At 38.2% G+C, this 15828-nt stretch carries 16 protein-coding genes; all 16 read left to right on the top strand.

Going from position 1 to position 15828, the window contains the following annotated elements; translation table 11 throughout:
* The first annotated feature begins 2 nt into the window (after window positions 1–2).
* Entirely contained in the window at window positions 3–734 is a 732-nt protein-coding gene (gene fabG, locus ACQ2HF_RS03070) for a 3-oxoacyl-ACP reductase FabG (RefSeq protein ID WP_432412053.1), read from the top strand.
* 46 nt (window positions 735–780) lie between these two features.
* On the top strand, window positions 781–1695 hold the full coding sequence (locus ACQ2HF_RS03065) for a lipid A biosynthesis acyltransferase (RefSeq protein WP_432412052.1): 915 nt from the start codon (window positions 781–783) through the stop codon (window positions 1693–1695).
* Between the two features lie 89 nt (window positions 1696–1784).
* Window positions 1785–2330 carry a hypothetical protein gene (locus ACQ2HF_RS03060; RefSeq protein ID WP_432412051.1) on the top strand — a complete coding sequence of 182 codons (546 nt, stop codon included), beginning with the start codon at window positions 1785–1787 and terminating at the stop codon, window positions 2328–2330.
* On the top strand, window positions 2327–3469 hold the full coding sequence (locus ACQ2HF_RS03055) for a beta-ketoacyl synthase N-terminal-like domain-containing protein (RefSeq protein WP_432412050.1): 1143 nt from the start codon (window positions 2327–2329) through the stop codon (window positions 3467–3469). Before ACQ2HF_RS03060 ends, ACQ2HF_RS03055 begins: the two co-directional genes overlap by 4 nt.
* A gap of 29 nt (window positions 3470–3498) precedes the next feature.
* The gene (locus tag ACQ2HF_RS03050) at window positions 3499–4560 is read left to right on the top strand and encodes a methyltransferase (protein WP_432412049.1); all 1062 of its coding nucleotides are present in this window, start codon (window positions 3499–3501) and stop codon (window positions 4558–4560) included.
* A gap of 86 nt (window positions 4561–4646) precedes the next feature.
* Entirely contained in the window at window positions 4647–5267 is a 621-nt protein-coding gene (locus ACQ2HF_RS03045) for a 3-oxoacyl-ACP synthase (RefSeq protein ID WP_432412048.1), read from the top strand.
* A complete protein-coding gene (locus ACQ2HF_RS03040; protein WP_432412047.1) occupies window positions 5267–5524 on the top strand; it encodes a phosphopantetheine-binding protein in 258 nt (85 codons plus the stop codon). Before ACQ2HF_RS03045 ends, ACQ2HF_RS03040 begins: the two co-directional genes overlap by 1 nt.
* A gap of 44 nt (window positions 5525–5568) precedes the next feature.
* On the top strand, window positions 5569–6759 hold the full coding sequence (locus ACQ2HF_RS03035) for a beta-ketoacyl-[acyl-carrier-protein] synthase family protein (RefSeq protein ID WP_432412046.1): 1191 nt from the start codon (window positions 5569–5571) through the stop codon (window positions 6757–6759).
* Window positions 6756–7742 (top strand): beta-ketoacyl synthase chain length factor, encoded by a 987-nt coding sequence (locus tag ACQ2HF_RS03030; RefSeq protein ID WP_432412045.1) that lies wholly within the window; start codon window positions 6756–6758, stop codon window positions 7740–7742. The genes ACQ2HF_RS03035 and ACQ2HF_RS03030 overlap by 4 nt, the downstream gene beginning before the upstream one ends.
* Window positions 7739–8503, top strand: coding sequence for a polysaccharide deacetylase family protein (locus tag ACQ2HF_RS03025; RefSeq protein WP_432412044.1), 765 nt, complete (start codon window positions 7739–7741; stop codon window positions 8501–8503). The genes ACQ2HF_RS03030 and ACQ2HF_RS03025 overlap by 4 nt, the downstream gene beginning before the upstream one ends.
* Complete coding sequence (locus tag ACQ2HF_RS03020; RefSeq protein ID WP_432412043.1) at window positions 8496–9131, top strand: outer membrane lipoprotein carrier protein LolA; 636 nt, start codon at window positions 8496–8498, stop codon at window positions 9129–9131. Before ACQ2HF_RS03025 ends, ACQ2HF_RS03020 begins: the two co-directional genes overlap by 8 nt.
* A gap of 81 nt (window positions 9132–9212) precedes the next feature.
* The gene (locus ACQ2HF_RS03015; protein WP_432412042.1) at window positions 9213–9587 is read left to right on the top strand and encodes a 3-hydroxyacyl-ACP dehydratase; all 375 of its coding nucleotides are present in this window, start codon (window positions 9213–9215) and stop codon (window positions 9585–9587) included.
* A 70-nt stretch (window positions 9588–9657) separates the two neighbouring features.
* On the top strand, window positions 9658–10797 hold the full coding sequence (locus ACQ2HF_RS03010) for a DUF2062 domain-containing protein (RefSeq protein WP_432412041.1): 1140 nt from the start codon (window positions 9658–9660) through the stop codon (window positions 10795–10797).
* Window positions 10790–13231 carry an MMPL family transporter gene (locus tag ACQ2HF_RS03005; RefSeq protein ID WP_432412040.1) on the top strand — a complete coding sequence of 814 codons (2442 nt, stop codon included), beginning with the start codon at window positions 10790–10792 and terminating at the stop codon, window positions 13229–13231. The genes ACQ2HF_RS03010 and ACQ2HF_RS03005 overlap by 8 nt, the downstream gene beginning before the upstream one ends.
* Window positions 13228–14097 (top strand): cupin-like domain-containing protein, encoded by an 870-nt coding sequence (locus ACQ2HF_RS03000; protein WP_432412039.1) that lies wholly within the window; start codon window positions 13228–13230, stop codon window positions 14095–14097. The genes ACQ2HF_RS03005 and ACQ2HF_RS03000 overlap by 4 nt, the downstream gene beginning before the upstream one ends.
* Window positions 14087–15808, top strand: coding sequence for a C45 family autoproteolytic acyltransferase/hydolase (locus ACQ2HF_RS02995; protein ID WP_432412038.1), 1722 nt, complete (start codon window positions 14087–14089; stop codon window positions 15806–15808). Before ACQ2HF_RS03000 ends, ACQ2HF_RS02995 begins: the two co-directional genes overlap by 11 nt.
* The last annotated feature ends 20 nt before the right edge of the window (window positions 15809–15828 follow it).

Below are 15828 nucleotides of genomic sequence, written 5' to 3'. Positions count from 1 at the left end.
ATATGAAATACGCACTCGTCACAGGAGGTTCCAGAGGCATTGGCCGTGCTATCTGTATACAATTAGCGAAAGATTTAGGATACCACGTGCTTATCAATTTTCGTGGAAATGAAACTGCCGCCAGGGAAACCCTTTCAGAAATTAAAGCTGCAGAAGGAACGGGAGAATTATTGAAATTTGACGTTTCCAATGCCGAAGAATGCACAAAAGCCTTGCAAACCTGGCAGGAAAATAATAAAGAGGCTGTGATTGAAGTAGTCGTAAATAACGCAGGCATCACCAAAGACGGTCTTTTTATGTGGATGAAAGATGAAGACTGGAACTCTGTACTGGATATTAATCTCAATGGATTTTTTAATGTTACAAAGTTGTTGTTGCAACCTATGTTGCTTAACCGTTTTGGCCGTATTATAAACATAGTGTCGCTTTCGGGCTTAAAAGGTACTGCGGGGCAAGTAAATTATGCAGCAGCAAAAGGGGCGGTCATTTCGGCAACCAAATCATTGGCACAAGAGGTTGCTAAACGAAATGTAACTGTAAATGCGGTGGCTCCTGGTTTTATTACCACAGACATGACCCAAGATTTGGACGAAAAAGAACTTAAAAAGGTAGTGCCGCTAAACCGTTTTGGTACTACCGAAGAAGTAGCCCACCTCGTTTCTTTTTTGGCATCCAGAAAAGCATCGTACATCACGGGCGAAGTGGTGAACATCAATGGCGGGATTTACAGTTAAATCCTCAAAATTCCTGTAAATTTACCAGCTAAAGAAGCACTTCGGTTTGGCAAAAAATCAAGCTACCACAACTACTGAAAATTCAACTACCTGGACGGGAAAGTCGCGCGGTACCGTAACAGGATTCAGGATATTTGTATTTTTTATCCGAAATTTTGGTGTTAGCGCTGCGTATGCTTTAATGCATGTACCCATTCCTTATTTTAGTTTAGTTGTACGTAATAATGCGAAGGCATTACATTATTATTTCAGAAAGCGCCTGGGATATAGTTGGTTTAAAAGCAGTATTGCTATTTATAAAAACTATTATGTTTTTGGACAGTCATTGGTAGATAAAATTGCCATTCCTATTGGTAAAGGAGATCAATATACCTATGAGTTTGACGGGGAAGAACACATCACAGAAATGTTGGAATTGGGCGAGGGCGGAATTTTAATCAGCGCCCACGTAGGGAATTTTGAGTTGGCACAATATTTCTTCAAAAAACGAAATTTTGACACCGCTATAAGCATCGTTATTACAGATCAAGATCACGAGGATATCAAGGAGTACTTAGGGCAATTTACCAAGCGAGATCACGTAAATTTCATCATTGTAAAGGAAGATATGGCGCATATATTTGAAATAAGTGCCGCGATTGCACAAAATAGGATTGTATGTATTTCGGGCGACCGATTTCTAAATAAAGCCAAAACCTTAGAAGCAGAATTACTAGGTAAGAAAGCAAAATTTCCCATTGGACCCTTTCAGATTGCGACACGGTTACAGGTACCGGTGTTATTTGTTTATGCTATGCGTGAACCCAAGCGTCACTACCATCTCTATGCAAGAAAAGTAAAGATTGAACGCCGTGACGCACAAGACTTATTGAATAAATTTGCAGCCCATTTGGAGCTAGTTGTTAAAAAATATCCATTACAATGGTTTAATTTTTACGATTTTTGGGGAGATATTGATTAGTGGAATTGGTAAGTAGTGAATTAGTTAGCCTGTTGTGCCCTTTAAGAGTATAGAATGCTAGGATGAAAGGTAGGGGATGAAAATTTACGATGTCTGGTTGGGTCCTTCGGCAAGCTCAGGATAAACTTAAGTCGAAACCTCCACAAAAATTAAATTATTTAGAATTAGAAATATTAGTATTGAATACTCCAGAAATAATAAAACCACCCATTACCAACCTAGAGTTTCTAAAAAAACTCATCCCACACCGGGAGCCCATGATCTTAGTTGACACTTTACAATATCACGATTCAACTAGTTTGATAAGTAGGTTATTAATTGCGGAAGAAAATTTGTTTGTTATAGCTCATCAGTTTTCTGAAGCAGGAATTTTGGAGCACATGGCACAAAGTGTGGCATTACATACAGGGTACTCAGGTTATTTAAGTAAAAAAGCTACACGCGAAGGATACATAGGGGCCATTAAAAAAGCTGAAATTTTACAACTTCCAAAAGTGGGGGAAATCATTACAACGCAAGTAACAATTAGCTACAGCGCAATGGACATGACGCTAGTGACAATTGAATCAAAAGTTAACGAGAAACTAATTGCAACAGCAGAAATGAGTACTGTTTTAAAACCAATAGCACCTTGAAAGAACCTTGCTACATTTCGGCAACTGGATTGGTAACGCCTTTAGGGTTTTCAGTTCAAGACAATTTTAATTCGCTACTGGAAAATACTTCGGCGCTTACATTGTATGAAAACAAAGCAATTTCTGAAACACCTTTTTATGCTGCGCTACTTTCAGAAGAAAAAATTAACCTAAACTTTCAGCAACTAGGAAATCCTTCAAGCTATACCAAATTAGAGAAAATGATGCTGCTTTCTATGGCACAAACCATAGCAGCTACTGAAATACCTATTTCAGAAAAAACAGCATTGGTTGTTGCTACCACTAAAGGCAATGTAGATGCTTTAGATACGGGCAACCCCTTTGAGAAAAGCCGTGCTTATTTACCAACATTGGCGAAGAAATTAGCCGATTTTTATAATGTTAAAACGGAGCCTATTATCGTTTCAAATGCCTGTGTATCTGGAATTTTAGCAGTTGCCGTAGCAAAACGAATGATTTTGAATGGTTTGTATGACAATGCCATTGTTGTTGCTGGAGATTTGGTGACTAAATTTACACTTTCTGGTTTTCAATCGTTTAATGCGTTGAGCAATGTTCCTTGTAAACCGTATTCTAAATATCGCAAGGGAATTACCTTGGGGGAAGCCGCCGCCTCTGTCTTTATTTCAAAAGAAAAACCCGCAAATAATGCTGTTGAAATTATAGGAGAGGCTTCTTGTAATGACGCAAACCATATTTCTGGCCCTTCCCGAACGGGAGAAGGTTTGTACAAAAGTATTGCAGCGGCCTTGCAAGAAGCAAAAGTGGAAGCCACTGAAATTGATTTTATTTCGGCTCACGGAACGGCTACCGTTTATAATGACGAGATGGAATCTATCGCGTTTACCCGCCAACATATGCAGCACATTCCTTTGCATAGTTTAAAAGGTGTGTTTGGTCATACGTTGGGCGCTTCGGGATTGTTGGAGACAGTAATTGGCCTGGAAATGATGAAATACAACACCATGCTTCCTTCCTTTGGGTTTGATGAATTGGGCGTTTCCAAGCCCCTGCATATCCTTCAGCAAAAAGAACATAAAAAGATTGACATTTTATTAAAAACCGCTTCCGGATTTGGGGGCTGTAACACGGCAGTTCTGTTTAAAAAAGTATCTTAGCCAAAACAACCACAACCAACCTCCCAAAAATGACCAAAAAAACCATTAAAGCTATCGATGCCTTAGAAGAAGCACAGCGTATTGCGCTTGCTCCTTTTGTGTTTCAGACCGCTGTTTCACTTCGTAAATTGGGGGTTTTCAGTTATATTTTTGACAATCGGGATGCGGACGGAGTGTCTTTTCAGGAAATTTCCGAAGCCTTAGAAATTCCTAAATATGGCTTGGGTGTATTGCTGGAAATGGCAGAAAGTGCTGCGTTGGTGCAAAAGAATAATGCCAATAATTATGAGCTTACCAAAACGGGCTACTTTCTTACGTATGACAAAACGGTAAACGTAAACCTTAATTTTGCAAACGATGTTTGTTATAAAGGTTTGTTTCACTTAACAGATGCTGTGACCAATCAAAAACCAGAAGGGCTAAAGGAATTCGGAAAATGGAATACTATTTACGAAGGCCTTTCGCAGTTGTCGCCAGAGGTACAGCAATCGTGGTTTGAGTTTGACCACCATTACAGCGACGGTATTTTTACTGAAGCACTTCAAATAGTTTTTTCAAAAAAGCCAAAGCATATTTACGATATTGGCGGGAATACAGGCAAGTTTGCACTACAATGCCTAGCAAATTCTGAAGAAATAGACATCACTATTTACGATTTACCAGGCCAACTAAATAAGGCATTAAAAAATGTAAGGGATGCGGGATTTGGCGACCGAATTCATGGAATAGAAATAGATTGGTTGGCGCCCAATCCACAGCTTGAAAAAGGAACCGATTTAATTTGGATGAGTCAGTTTTTGGACTGTTTTTCTGAAGCTGAAATCGTAAAAATCCTGAAAGCCTGTGTCGCTGCGATGGATGCAGACACGCCATTGCTTATTACCGAAACCTTTACAGATCGTCAAAAATTTGACAATGCGCAATATGTTTTAGAGGCTACATCACTTTATTTTACAGCACTTGCCAACGGTACTAGTAAAATGTATCCAGCTTCTGTTTTTATAAAACTTGTTGAAAAGGCGGGATTAAAAATTGAAGAAGATCTAAAATTGGGGGAGTACCATACCATGTTGGTTTGTAAAAAGAAATAAAAAAAGCACGTATGGTTTTAAATCATTTTACCCTAATTTTATGAGGGGCTGACTCGAAATCACAATTTAAAAATAGTAAAGTAGCTTTGAAAAACGAGTATTTCATTTCAGGTTTTTGCCATATTACTACTGAAGAAGTTTCAGTAAATGGCACTGTGATTCTGAAAAATAAAACAACAGATTTTGACGCTTTTCTTAAAAATATATATCAGCTAAAGGAGTTAAACTATCCGAAGTTTTTCAAAATGGATTCGTTGAGCAAACTCACCTTTTTAGGAGCTGAAATATTGCTAAAAAAAGAAGCTATCCCTTCAGAAACACCAAAAAACATAGCCTTGCTATTTTCCAACAAAAGCAGCAGTTTGGAAACCGATAGAAAACATCAAAAATCAATTCAATCTGAATCTGAATTTTACCCAAGCCCGGCAGTTTTTGTCTACACCTTACCCAATATTGGAATGGGGGAAGTTGCCATTCGCCACCAGTTACAAACCGAAAATGCGTTCTTTGTATTTGAGCAGTTTCAAGCCGAATTTCTTCAAAAATATACTGTAAGTTTGCTGCAAGAAAAAAAGTGCGAACACGTATTATGTGGTTGGACCGAAGTGGATGGAGAGACACGGCACGGTTTTTTCTATCTGGTATCTCAAAATGGCAAAATGCCACATACAAAACAGAACATTCAAAATTTATATACCCAACGTTGATGGAAACATTAAAGCAAGAATTAAAAGAAAGTATAATTGAAGTCTTAAACTTGGAAGAATTTACCCCAGCAGATATTAATGATACCGACGCGCTTTTTGGCGACGGCTTAGGATTAGATTCCATTGATGCCCTAGAATTAATCGTGCTTCTTGATAAAGATTATGGTATAAAATTGACCGATCCAGAAGAAAGTAAATCTATTTTTGAATCTGTAGAAGTGCTTGCAGGGTATATTGAAGCCAATAGAAAAAAATAGATACAGCTTCTTGCAAATATCTATTTTTACTTAACTTTTAATGTATGCCTCAAAAAATCGCCATCACCGGATTAGGAATTATCTCCGCCTTGGGGAATACCGTGTTGGCGAATAAAGAAGCATTGCTACAGTCTAAAAGTGGAATTGGAACGCTTCAAAAAATAGAGAGTATTCACGCTTCAACCATAAAAGTAGGCGAAGTTGCTTTTACGAATGCTGAAATGGAAGCACTGCTAAAACTTCCTTCAGATAATAATTTTACAAGAACAGCCTTGCTAGGAAGTCTCGCAGCTTTGGAAGCTCTTAATGATGCTGAGCTTAAAGATATCTCAGAATTTAAAACAGGCTTTATTTCTGCCACTACCGTAGGTGGTATGGATAAAACGGAAGTTCACTTTAAACAATTTACCACGCATCCTGAAACTCAAAAATACATCGGCAGTCATCATGCGGGAGACAGCACACAAAAAATTGCAGACCAACTAGGAATTACAGAATTTACAACTACCATTAGCACGGCCTGTTCTTCGGCAGCTAATGCAATTATGTTCGCAGCACGATTGATTAAAGCTGGGAAATTGGATAGAGTTGTAGTGGGAGGAACCGATGCGCTTTCAAAATTTACGATCAACGGTTTTAAATCTTTACTGCTTTTATCTGAAAGCGATTGCAAACCCTTTGACGCCAACAGAAATGGATTGAATTTGGGCGAAGCCGCTGCCTATCTGGTTTTAGAATCTGAAAATGCAGCAAAAGGGAAGAAGGTGCTCGCTTATCTCACTGGCTACGGAAATGCGAACGATGCGCACCACCAAACCGCTTCCTCAGAAAATGGGGAAGGCGCATTTTTAGCGATGAAAAAAGCATTGGGAGTGGCCGAAATAGAACCTTCAGAAATAGAGTATGTAAATGCTCACGGAACAGCCACTTCTAATAATGATTTGTCTGAAAGTGTCGCGCTGCAACGAATTTTTGGAGAAGAAATGCCAGATTTCAGTTCTACCAAAGCCTTTACGGGACACACCCTGGCAGCTGCAGGAGCTGTGGAGGCTATATTTTCGGTGCTTGCACTGCAGGAAAATTGTATATTTCCCAATCTCAATTTTGAACATAAGATGCCTGAAACGAGGTTAACTCCTGTTGTAAAACTTCAGAAAAAAGAGTTACAACATGTGCTTTCCAATTCCTTCGGTTTTGGAGGGAATTGCTCATCATTAGTATTCAGTAAAACGTGAAACCTATTTATATACATAGCGCCGTTTGTATCTCTGCTCAAGATTCTTTTGAAGGAGGAGCGATGGTTAAGTTAAAAGCTTCTGAAGGAAAAATAGCGGCAAAATATCCCAATTATTGTGATTTTATTTCGCCAGCAGCAGCTAGAAGAATGGCACCTGCTGTAAAAATGGGTGTGACGGCAGCAACTAACGCATTACAGGAAGCAGAGATACAACAGCCCGATGCCATCATTACAGGCAGTGGGATGGGTTGTATGCAGGATACCGAAAAATTTCTGAATGCCTTGTTAGAAAATAATGAAGAATATGTTACACCTACAGCATTTATTCAATCTACCCACAACACAGTAGGTGGACAAATTGCCCTTGGTTTACAATGTAATTCCTACAATAACACCTATGTTCACGGCTCACTTTCTTTTGAAAGCGCTTTACTGGACGCACAGCTTATGTTGCAGGAAGGGAATGCGACTACTGTTTTAGTGGGGGGTATAGATGAATTAGGAACCGAATTTGTAACCTATGTAGATTTAAAAGAAAAGCAGGATGCGCATCCCAAGAAAGTGCCTATAGCAGAAGGAGCTGCATTTTTTGTTCTTTCTCACCAGGCAAAAGATAAAGGTGTACTTCTTAAAGATATGCAAACCTATCGTTTGACTTCAGAAGATTGTATTGTAGCTAAAATGCTTCAGTTTTTAGTGAAAAATCAACTGTCAGCTTCAGATATTGATGTGCTTTTTTTAGGGAATACGGGAGATTGTTATGACGCATATTACCATGGTATCTCAAATCGATTTTCGGCAGAGATTGTGCGAATTCCGTTTAAAGAATTTGCAGGAGATTTTTATACTTGTATTGGTTTTGCACTTTGGTGGGCGTTTGATATATTAGGTAACAATAAAAAAGACGAAAAAAAACATGTGCTCATTTACAACCAGGAAAAGGGTCAAAATCATAGCTTTTTACTGCTGTCCAGAACATGAATTTTAAAACGACACTCATATTATTTATAGTACTGTTTGTAGCATTGTCGCTTTTCAGCTTGCTTGTGCAATTCCCAGTTTGGGTGTTTTATGTGCTCATTGCTCTATTTTTTCTACTACTAACTGTAGGCTCTTTTTCTATGAGCCGCAATTTTTTTCTGAAATCCTTCACAGAATTAAAATCGAATCCAAGAAACACGGTAGCCCTAACTTTTGATGATGGTCCTCATCCATTATATACGCCTCAGGTATTAGCGTTATTGAAGCAATATAATGCAACGGCAACATTTTTTTGTATTGGAAAAAATGCAGAAAAATATCCCGCGTTAGTGCAGCAAATAATTGCTGACGGTCATTTTATTGGCAACCATAGTTTTTCTCATAAACCTCACATAGGTTTTAATGGTACAAAATGTTGGATAAACGAACTTAAAAAAACGGATACTGTCTTAGAAACAATACTAGGTGAAAAACCTACTCTTTTTAGACCGCCCTATGGAGTGACTACACCGCATCTGGCAAAAGCAATTGAGTTTACTAATCATACTGTGGTAGGGTGGAACATACGTACGTACGATACTTCTCCGATACGACACAAAGACGCCATGTTGAAATATATAAAAATGCATACAGAGCCGGGTTCTGTAATTTTATTACACGATACGCACCAACGCATTCCTTATGTTTTGGAACACACTTTGATATATTTACAAGAACATGGATATAAAACAGTTTCCATAAACAATTTGATGGATGAATAATAATCGCAGTTACTTCTTTTTATTAGTTTCATTTTTGTTCCTAAACATAGTTTTTGGACAAACGGTTCTTTCTGTAAAAGAACAGCAAATTTTTAAAACAAAAGTTCAAGAAACAGCAAATAAAATCACTTCAATTATGAGTGATTTTGAGCAATCCAAACATTTGGAAATGCTTTCGAAACCTATACTTTCGGAAGGAAAATTAGTTTTTGAATCGCCCGATAAAATTTTATGGCAGTATACATCTCCTAAAGCGTATCAGGTAATTTTTAAAGACGAAATGCTGTATGTAGATAACGATGGGAAGAATGATGAAATTAAATTAAGTAGCAATAAAGTATTCCGAAGCTTTAACGAGCTAATTGTAAACAGTATAAAGGGGGACATGTTTGATGAAAGTATGTTTGATATTTCCTATTTCAAAATTTCTGAAGGGCATCTCGTAAAGTTTTTCCCCAAGGATAAAAGAATGAAACGTTTTATTTCAGCCTTTGAACTTACATTTACTCAGAATACAGGTGAAGTAACCAAAATAAAATTAGTAGAACCTAACAACGATTACACCTTAATTACGTTTAACAACCGAAAAACAAATAGTAAAATTCCTTCGGAAACGTTCACGCAATAATTAGATTTTACGTGAATCTCTGTGCTTTTCAGCGCAACGCTGCGGTGTAGTTTTTAGATATAGATTTACAGAAAACTGCAAATGAATTTACATAACTTCTATACCATTTTAGCCCGAAAATTAGGTGATGAGAACACACTTTCTGTAACGCTTCAATTAAACCCGGCTCATGAAATTTTTAAAGGCCATTTTCCTAAGCATCCTGTATTACCAGGGGTAGCCATGCTTCAAATAATTAAAGAGCTTACTCAAGATCATCACAACACTACACTTTGGATGCAAAGCGCTAACCGTGTAAAGTTTCTTGCTTTGGTGAACCCTTTTGAAAAGGACCTATTGGAGTTCCAACTCACATTTCAGCAAGAAGAGAGCACTCTAAAAGTTAAAAATAGCACTACTTTTGTCGACGGAGCAGCCGTGATGCAATGTTCACTTGTATATAAGAGGCTCAGCTAATATCAGTTTATTTTTGGAGAAAACTACAACTATAGCACAACGACTACAGCAGCTTAAATGTTGCGTGGTTATGGCTACCTACAATAACGAAATGACCCTGCCCAGGATCCTGGATGGAGTGTTAGCTTTTACAGAGAAAATTATCTTAGTAAACGACGGCTCGTCAGACTTGACACCTGAGCTTTTGGTTATGTATCCTCAGATTACTCAAATTCATTTGCCCAAAAATAAAGGGAAGGGAAATGCCTTAAAAACGGGTTTTAAAAAAGCCTTGGCATTGGGCTATGAAAGAGCAATTACGCTAGATACAGACGGCCAGCATTTTCCTGAAGATCTCCCCAATTTTGTAGAGGCTATTGAAACTTTACATGATAAAAACAGTTTCCTTATTGGCGATCGGAATATGAACGTGGCAGATGTTTTAGAAAGCAGCGCCAGAGGCAATCGCATGTCGGGATTTTGGGTGCGAAGCCTTACTGGTTTGCAGTTATCCGATACCCAATCGGGATTTCGATTGTATCCCATAAAAGCATTACAAAAAATACACTTTTTAGGCTGGACCAAAAAGTTTGAGTTTGAGACCGAAGTAATTGTACGTGCGCATTGGCGGGAAATTAACGTAGTGAACATTCCAATAAATGTACTCTATCCAGAAGATCGTGTGTCTCACTTCAGACCCTTTATGGATATTGCCCGTATTGTGGTATTGATTATTGGTTTTTTGATGATCAAGGGATTGTATATTATACCACGTGATTCTTTTAGGAAATTAAAAAAAAAAGGATTTAAAAAATTCCTAGCAGAGGATTTTTTAGGCAGTAAAGATTCACCAAAAAAGAAAGCGCTTTCCATTGCCCTGGGTGTATTTTTAGGGCTGTCGCCTTTGTGGGGTTTCCATACCGTTATTGTAATTTTTCTTGCCATTTTCTTTAAACTGAATAAAGTTATCGCCTTTGCTGTTAGCAATGTGAGTTTGCCTCCGTTTATTCCTTTTGTTTTATGGGCTAGCGTACGTACGGGTAATTTTGTGCTGGGAGAAACCTCTTCCTTCTCTATGAGCGAGTTAACAGATTTTGACGCCATTAAACACTTGGAAAGCTATCTTATTGGAAGCATAGTCCTTTCAATTTCTTGCGCGGTTGTGTTTGGAATAGTGGGGTATGTGTTATTGAAGTTATTTCAACCTAAAAAAGTTTTACTACGTGAGTAATTTTTTTCTAAGAACATACCGTCTATTTCAGCAGCAAAAACGTATGTTTTGGTTAGGGTTGGTAGTGGTTTTTGGAGTTTTGGCTTTTGCGGCCTCTACGATAGAATTTGAAGAAGACATCTCAAAATTAATTCCTGTTTCAGCTGAAAATAAACCACTCCAAAAAGTACTGGAAACAGCAAATTTTTCAGATAAAATAATCGTTCATATCCAAAAAACGGAAGCGGGCACAACCGAAGATCTCACAAACTACGCCACAGAATTAGTAGACAGTCTTACCCTGAATTTTGAAGGCTATATAAAAGACATACAAGGCAAAGTAGCTGAAGAAACTGCGCTGGAAGCTTTAGATTTTGTATACGAAAACATCCCTCTTTTTCTAACCCAAAAGGACTACCAGCATTTTGCTCTAAAGCTAAATAATGATAGCATTTCCGAAATCACAAAACAGAATTATAATACGCTGGTTTCCCCAACAGGATTACTAGCCAAAAAAACGATTGCCCGAGACCCGTTGGGGATGTCCTTGCTAGGTATTCAACAACTGAGGCAGTTGGGTATAAATGAGGATTTCGAATTGGAGAACGGTTTTTTAGTGAGTAAAGACAGAGACCATTTATTACTCTTTATTACCCCAACATTCGCCACTTCAGAAACCGATAAAAACGAAGCCTTTGTAGAGAGCTTGTACGCTTTGCAAGAAAATCTAAACTTACACTACAAAGGGACAGCAGAAGCTAGCTATTTTGGAGGTGCTTTTATTGCTGTGGCCAATGCGCAACAAATTAAAAGTGACATACAGTTTACCGTAAGTATAGCACTTGCCATTTTATTAGTGGTGTTTATTCTCTTTTACCGAAAACTTACAATCCCAATTATATTGTTTGTGCCAACGGTGTTTGGGGCGTTGGTATCCATTGCTTTTTTGGCGGTATTTCGGGGAGAGATTTCGGCCATTTCGTTGGGAATTGGCTCGGTGTTGTTGGGAGTAACGCTGGACTATTCGTTACATATTTTAACCCATATTCGTGCTGGAGACAGTGTGGAACTAGTGTTTCAAGATGTCGTAAAACCCATTGTAATGAGTAGTTTAACAACTGCTTTGGCATTTTTATGCCTGTTGTTTATAGACTCTCAAGCATTGCAGGACTTAGGGATTTTTGCTGCCGTAAGTGTTTTAGGCTCGGCATTTTTCTCTTTAATGTTTATTCCCCAAGTGTATAAGGGAGAATTGGTAAGTCGTAAAAAAGCAACGGTATTAGATCGGTTTTCAGGATATCCTTTTCATAAAAATAAAGTGCTGCTAGGTGTCGTGCTTGCGGCATTGGTGTTGAGTGTTTTTACCTATAACAAAGTAATTTTTAATAAAGATATTTCTCAATTAAATTATATTCCTGAATCATTACAGCAAGCCGAAAAAGAATTGGATATCTTGTTAAATACACAGTCCAAATCGCTCTATATCGCTGCCTACGGAAACACCCTGCAAGAGGCATTGGAGGCGAATGATGTCGCTCTATCTAAATTAGTTCAGCTTAAAAATGGTGGAGATGTTATTACGTATACTTCTATTGCGGGGTTGGTTACTTCAGAAAAAGTTCAGCAAGAAAAAATTGATAGATGGAATGAATTCTGGAATACATCCCGAACCGATAGTACGGCGCAACTCCTTCAGCAAAGTGGGACGGCAAATGGATTTACATTTACGTCATTCCAACCGTTTTATGATAAATTGAAGGAAGATTTTGAGGTAGTCCCGCTTTCAAGTTTTGAAGCTATCAACACCATAAGAATAGACGATTTTATTGCAACTAAAAATGGATTTACCACAGTAACTTCTTTAGTGAAAGTTTCCGAAGAAAATTCAGAAGCCGTAAAACTAGCTTTTGCAACTACTGAAAATGTGCTGCTTGTTGATCGTCTGGCAATGAACGAAAGCCTGCTTGGAAATCTTAAAAACGATTTCAATACGCTTATTTACTATTGTCTTGGTATTGTAGTACTCTTGTTATTGCTGTTTTATCGAAGTCTAAAGTGTACCCTCGTAACTATTGTACCCATCATCCTCACTTGGTTTATCACCTTAGGAATTATGGGCTTTTTTGGATTACAGTTTAATGTCTTTAACGTACTAATTACTACTTTCATTTTTGGATTGGGAGTGGATTATAGTATTTTTATAACCAACGGATTACTAAAAGATTCAACAGAGAAAACAGTTGCTTTGGCTACCCATAAAACAGCAATTTTACTTTCGGTCATAACCACGGTACTGGGTGTTGGGGTGCTTGTTTTTGCGAAACATCCTGCATTACACTCTATTGCAGTGGTAGCTGTGATTGGGATACTTTCGGCTATGGTAATTTCGTTTACAGTACAGCCTTTGTTATATCATTTGCTTAATTTTAGAGGTACTAAGAAGCATTCCAAATGAACCAAATAAAAACCATCCCTATCACCGTTGTAGACCGTATTAGCAAAGCAGATTTTGTGACGCACTACTATAAACCACAACGCCCCGTACTTATTAAAAACCTAACCAAAGACTGGCCGGCTTACGAGAAATGGAATCTGGACTATATTCAAAATCTGGCAGGAGATCAAATGGTGCCCTTATACAATAATGTACCCACCAAAGGCCATAAGAAATCGGTAGTGCCTGCTGCCGAAATGAAACTCTATGACTATATAGAAATCCTAAAAAAAGGGCCCACAGACCTACGGATGTTTTTCTATAATGTGCTTCAGAAAATGCCTCAACTTACCAAAGATTTTGACTATCCAGCTATTGGGTTGCCGTTCTTTAAGAAATTGCCCGTAATGTTCTTTGGCAGTAAAGGCGGAAAAGTACTGGCACATTACGATATGGATCTGGCAGACTTGATGCACTTTCACTTTCACGGAACCAAAAAGGTAACACTATTTCATCCCAAACAGTCTAAAAACCTGTACAAAGTGCCTTACACAGTTCATAATTTGGAAACCATAGATATGGACCATCCGGATTTTGAGAAATATCCGGCATTGCGTGATGTGGAAGGAATTTCTGTAACCATGAAACACGGCGATGCGCTGTATATGCCTAGTGGGTATTGGCACTATATAACGTATGAAGACGCTGGTTTTTCTATCACCCTACGTGCATTTCCAAGAAATGGAAAACGGTTGGCGAAGTTATTTAGCAACCTGCTCTTTATGCGCAATTTTGAAAACATCATGCGCCGTATACAAGGAGAGAAATGGACAGATTATAAAGAGAATAAGGTGGTACAAGATGTGAACAAGCGTTATGAGAAGTAATCTGTTTAAATTTAGTATGCGTCTTCCCTTTAGGGCTGGGATAAACAGATTTTCATCATTGGTTTTTGGAATTTTATTTTTTGGAATTTTCACGGGCTGCGGCATTAAAAAATCGCTCCAGGACCGTCCGGATATCTCAAAATATACTCAGGAAGTTTCAGAAAAAGTAATTGTAAACGATAGCACCTTTATCCAAGGCAATAATTTCTTGACCAAAAACAACTACGGATTATGGGAATTGTATGTGGAAGGAAATCCTCTAGAACGTGGATTGGCAAATGGAAATTTAACGCAATCGCTCTATTATAAGCAGGAAAAAGTTTTTCTTAATAAAGTTAATAGTTTGGTGCCGGGCGAAGGACAGCAAAAGTTCCTCGCCAAGTTTTTAAAATGGTACAACCGAAAAATGTACCAACACATTCCCGAAGAATATAAAACCGAAATCTATGGTGTTTCGCGTTACGCATCATCAGAATTTAATGAGTTGGCAACCCCGTATTTACGCTCTTTGTATTTACACGGTGCCCACGATATTGGGCATGCCTTACAGGATTTAATGCTTGTGGGTTGTACAAGTTTTGCCGTCTGGGACGATAAGAGTGAAGATGGTAATTTACTGTTGGGGCGTAATTTCGATTTTTATGCAGGTGATGAATTTGCGGAAGAAAAAATAATCGCCTTTGTAAATCCCGAAGATGGGCACAAATTTATGAGCGTAACCTGGGGCGGATTTATTGGCGTGGTTTCTGGAATGAACGATCAAGGACTAACGGTAACTATTAACGCCGGAAAATCTAAAATTCCGTTGATGGCAAAAACACCTATTTCTCTGGTGTCCCGGGAAATTTTGCAATATGCATCCAACATTGAAGAGGCAGTTGCCATAGCCAGAAAACGAGAGGTTTTTGTTTCTGAGGCCATTATGGTAGGAAGCGCCAAAGATGGAAAAGCAGTTTTAATTGAAGTTTCTCCTAATAATTTTGGTGTGTATGAGGTTGAGAACACTTCGGAATTAATTTGTGCAAATCATTTCCAAAGTGATACATTTCAAAAAGATAGAAGAAACCTAAAGACCATAGAAGAAAGCCATACTGCATACCGATTTAACCGAATGACACAGTTATTGGATCAAGAAGAGAAAGTAAATCCCACCGAAGCGGTTGCAATTCTTAGAAATAAAGAGGGCTTAAATGGCAAAGAAATTGGATATGGTAATGAAAAGGCGTTAAATCAGCTCTTGGCACATCATGGGATTGTATTTCAGCCAACCGATTTAAAAGTATGGATCTCTGCCAGTCCGTATCAGTTGGGTGCTTTTGTGTGTTACGATTTAAATGAAGTGTTTAAAAACCGAACGGATAATCCGTCCCTTGTTTCACTTTCAGAAGAAAATAAAACCATTCCAGCTTCCTCTTTTCTTAAAACCGAAGCCTACAAAAACTATGAGGCGTATCGAATGCTCGAAACTGCAATTGAAACTGAAATCGAGACTAAAATTTTCACCAAAACCAATACGGTTGCAGCGTTAATACATTTAAATCCAAAGTACTGGAAAGCACATTATCTCTTGGGGCGTTATTTGTATGAAACGAAGAAATACCGGGAAGCAGTAAAAGCGCTTACGGAAGCTTCCCAAAAAGAGATACCTTCGCTGGATGAAGTTGCATTGGTAGAAAAATACCTGCGCAAAGCAAAACGAAAGATTAAATAAAACTTTTGGTTACTCTGAAT

It is taken from the genome of Rasiella sp. SM2506 (genome assembly GCF_050859505.1).
In the GTDB taxonomy this organism is placed as follows: Bacteria; Bacteroidota; Bacteroidia; order Flavobacteriales; family Flavobacteriaceae; genus Marinirhabdus.
Note: the sequence above shows the minus strand (reverse complement) of the source record. Positions and strands in the feature narration are given on the sequence as shown.

Coding starts and splice junctions, on each gene's coding strand:
- fabG (WP_432412053.1), top strand. CDS start 3: ATGAAATACGCACTCGTCACAGGAGGTTCCAGAGGCATTGGCCGTGCT.
- ACQ2HF_RS03060 (WP_432412051.1), top strand. CDS start 1,785: ATGTCTGGTTGGGTCCTTCGGCAAGCTCAGGATAAACTTAAGTCGAAA.
- ACQ2HF_RS03050 (WP_432412049.1), top strand. CDS start 3,499: ATGACCAAAAAAACCATTAAAGCTATCGATGCCTTAGAAGAAGCACAG.
- ACQ2HF_RS03040 (WP_432412047.1), top strand. CDS start 5,267: ATGGAAACATTAAAGCAAGAATTAAAAGAAAGTATAATTGAAGTCTTA.
- ACQ2HF_RS03035 (WP_432412046.1), top strand. CDS start 5,569: ATGCCTCAAAAAATCGCCATCACCGGATTAGGAATTATCTCCGCCTTG.
- ACQ2HF_RS03025 (WP_432412044.1), top strand. CDS start 7,739: ATGAATTTTAAAACGACACTCATATTATTTATAGTACTGTTTGTAGCA.
- ACQ2HF_RS03020 (WP_432412043.1), top strand. CDS start 8,496: ATGAATAATAATCGCAGTTACTTCTTTTTATTAGTTTCATTTTTGTTC.
- ACQ2HF_RS03015 (WP_432412042.1), top strand. CDS start 9,213: ATGAATTTACATAACTTCTATACCATTTTAGCCCGAAAATTAGGTGAT.
- ACQ2HF_RS03010 (WP_432412041.1), top strand. CDS start 9,658: ATGGCTACCTACAATAACGAAATGACCCTGCCCAGGATCCTGGATGGA.
- ACQ2HF_RS03000 (WP_432412039.1), top strand. CDS start 13,228: ATGAACCAAATAAAAACCATCCCTATCACCGTTGTAGACCGTATTAGC.
- ACQ2HF_RS02995 (WP_432412038.1), top strand. CDS start 14,087: ATGAGAAGTAATCTGTTTAAATTTAGTATGCGTCTTCCCTTTAGGGCT.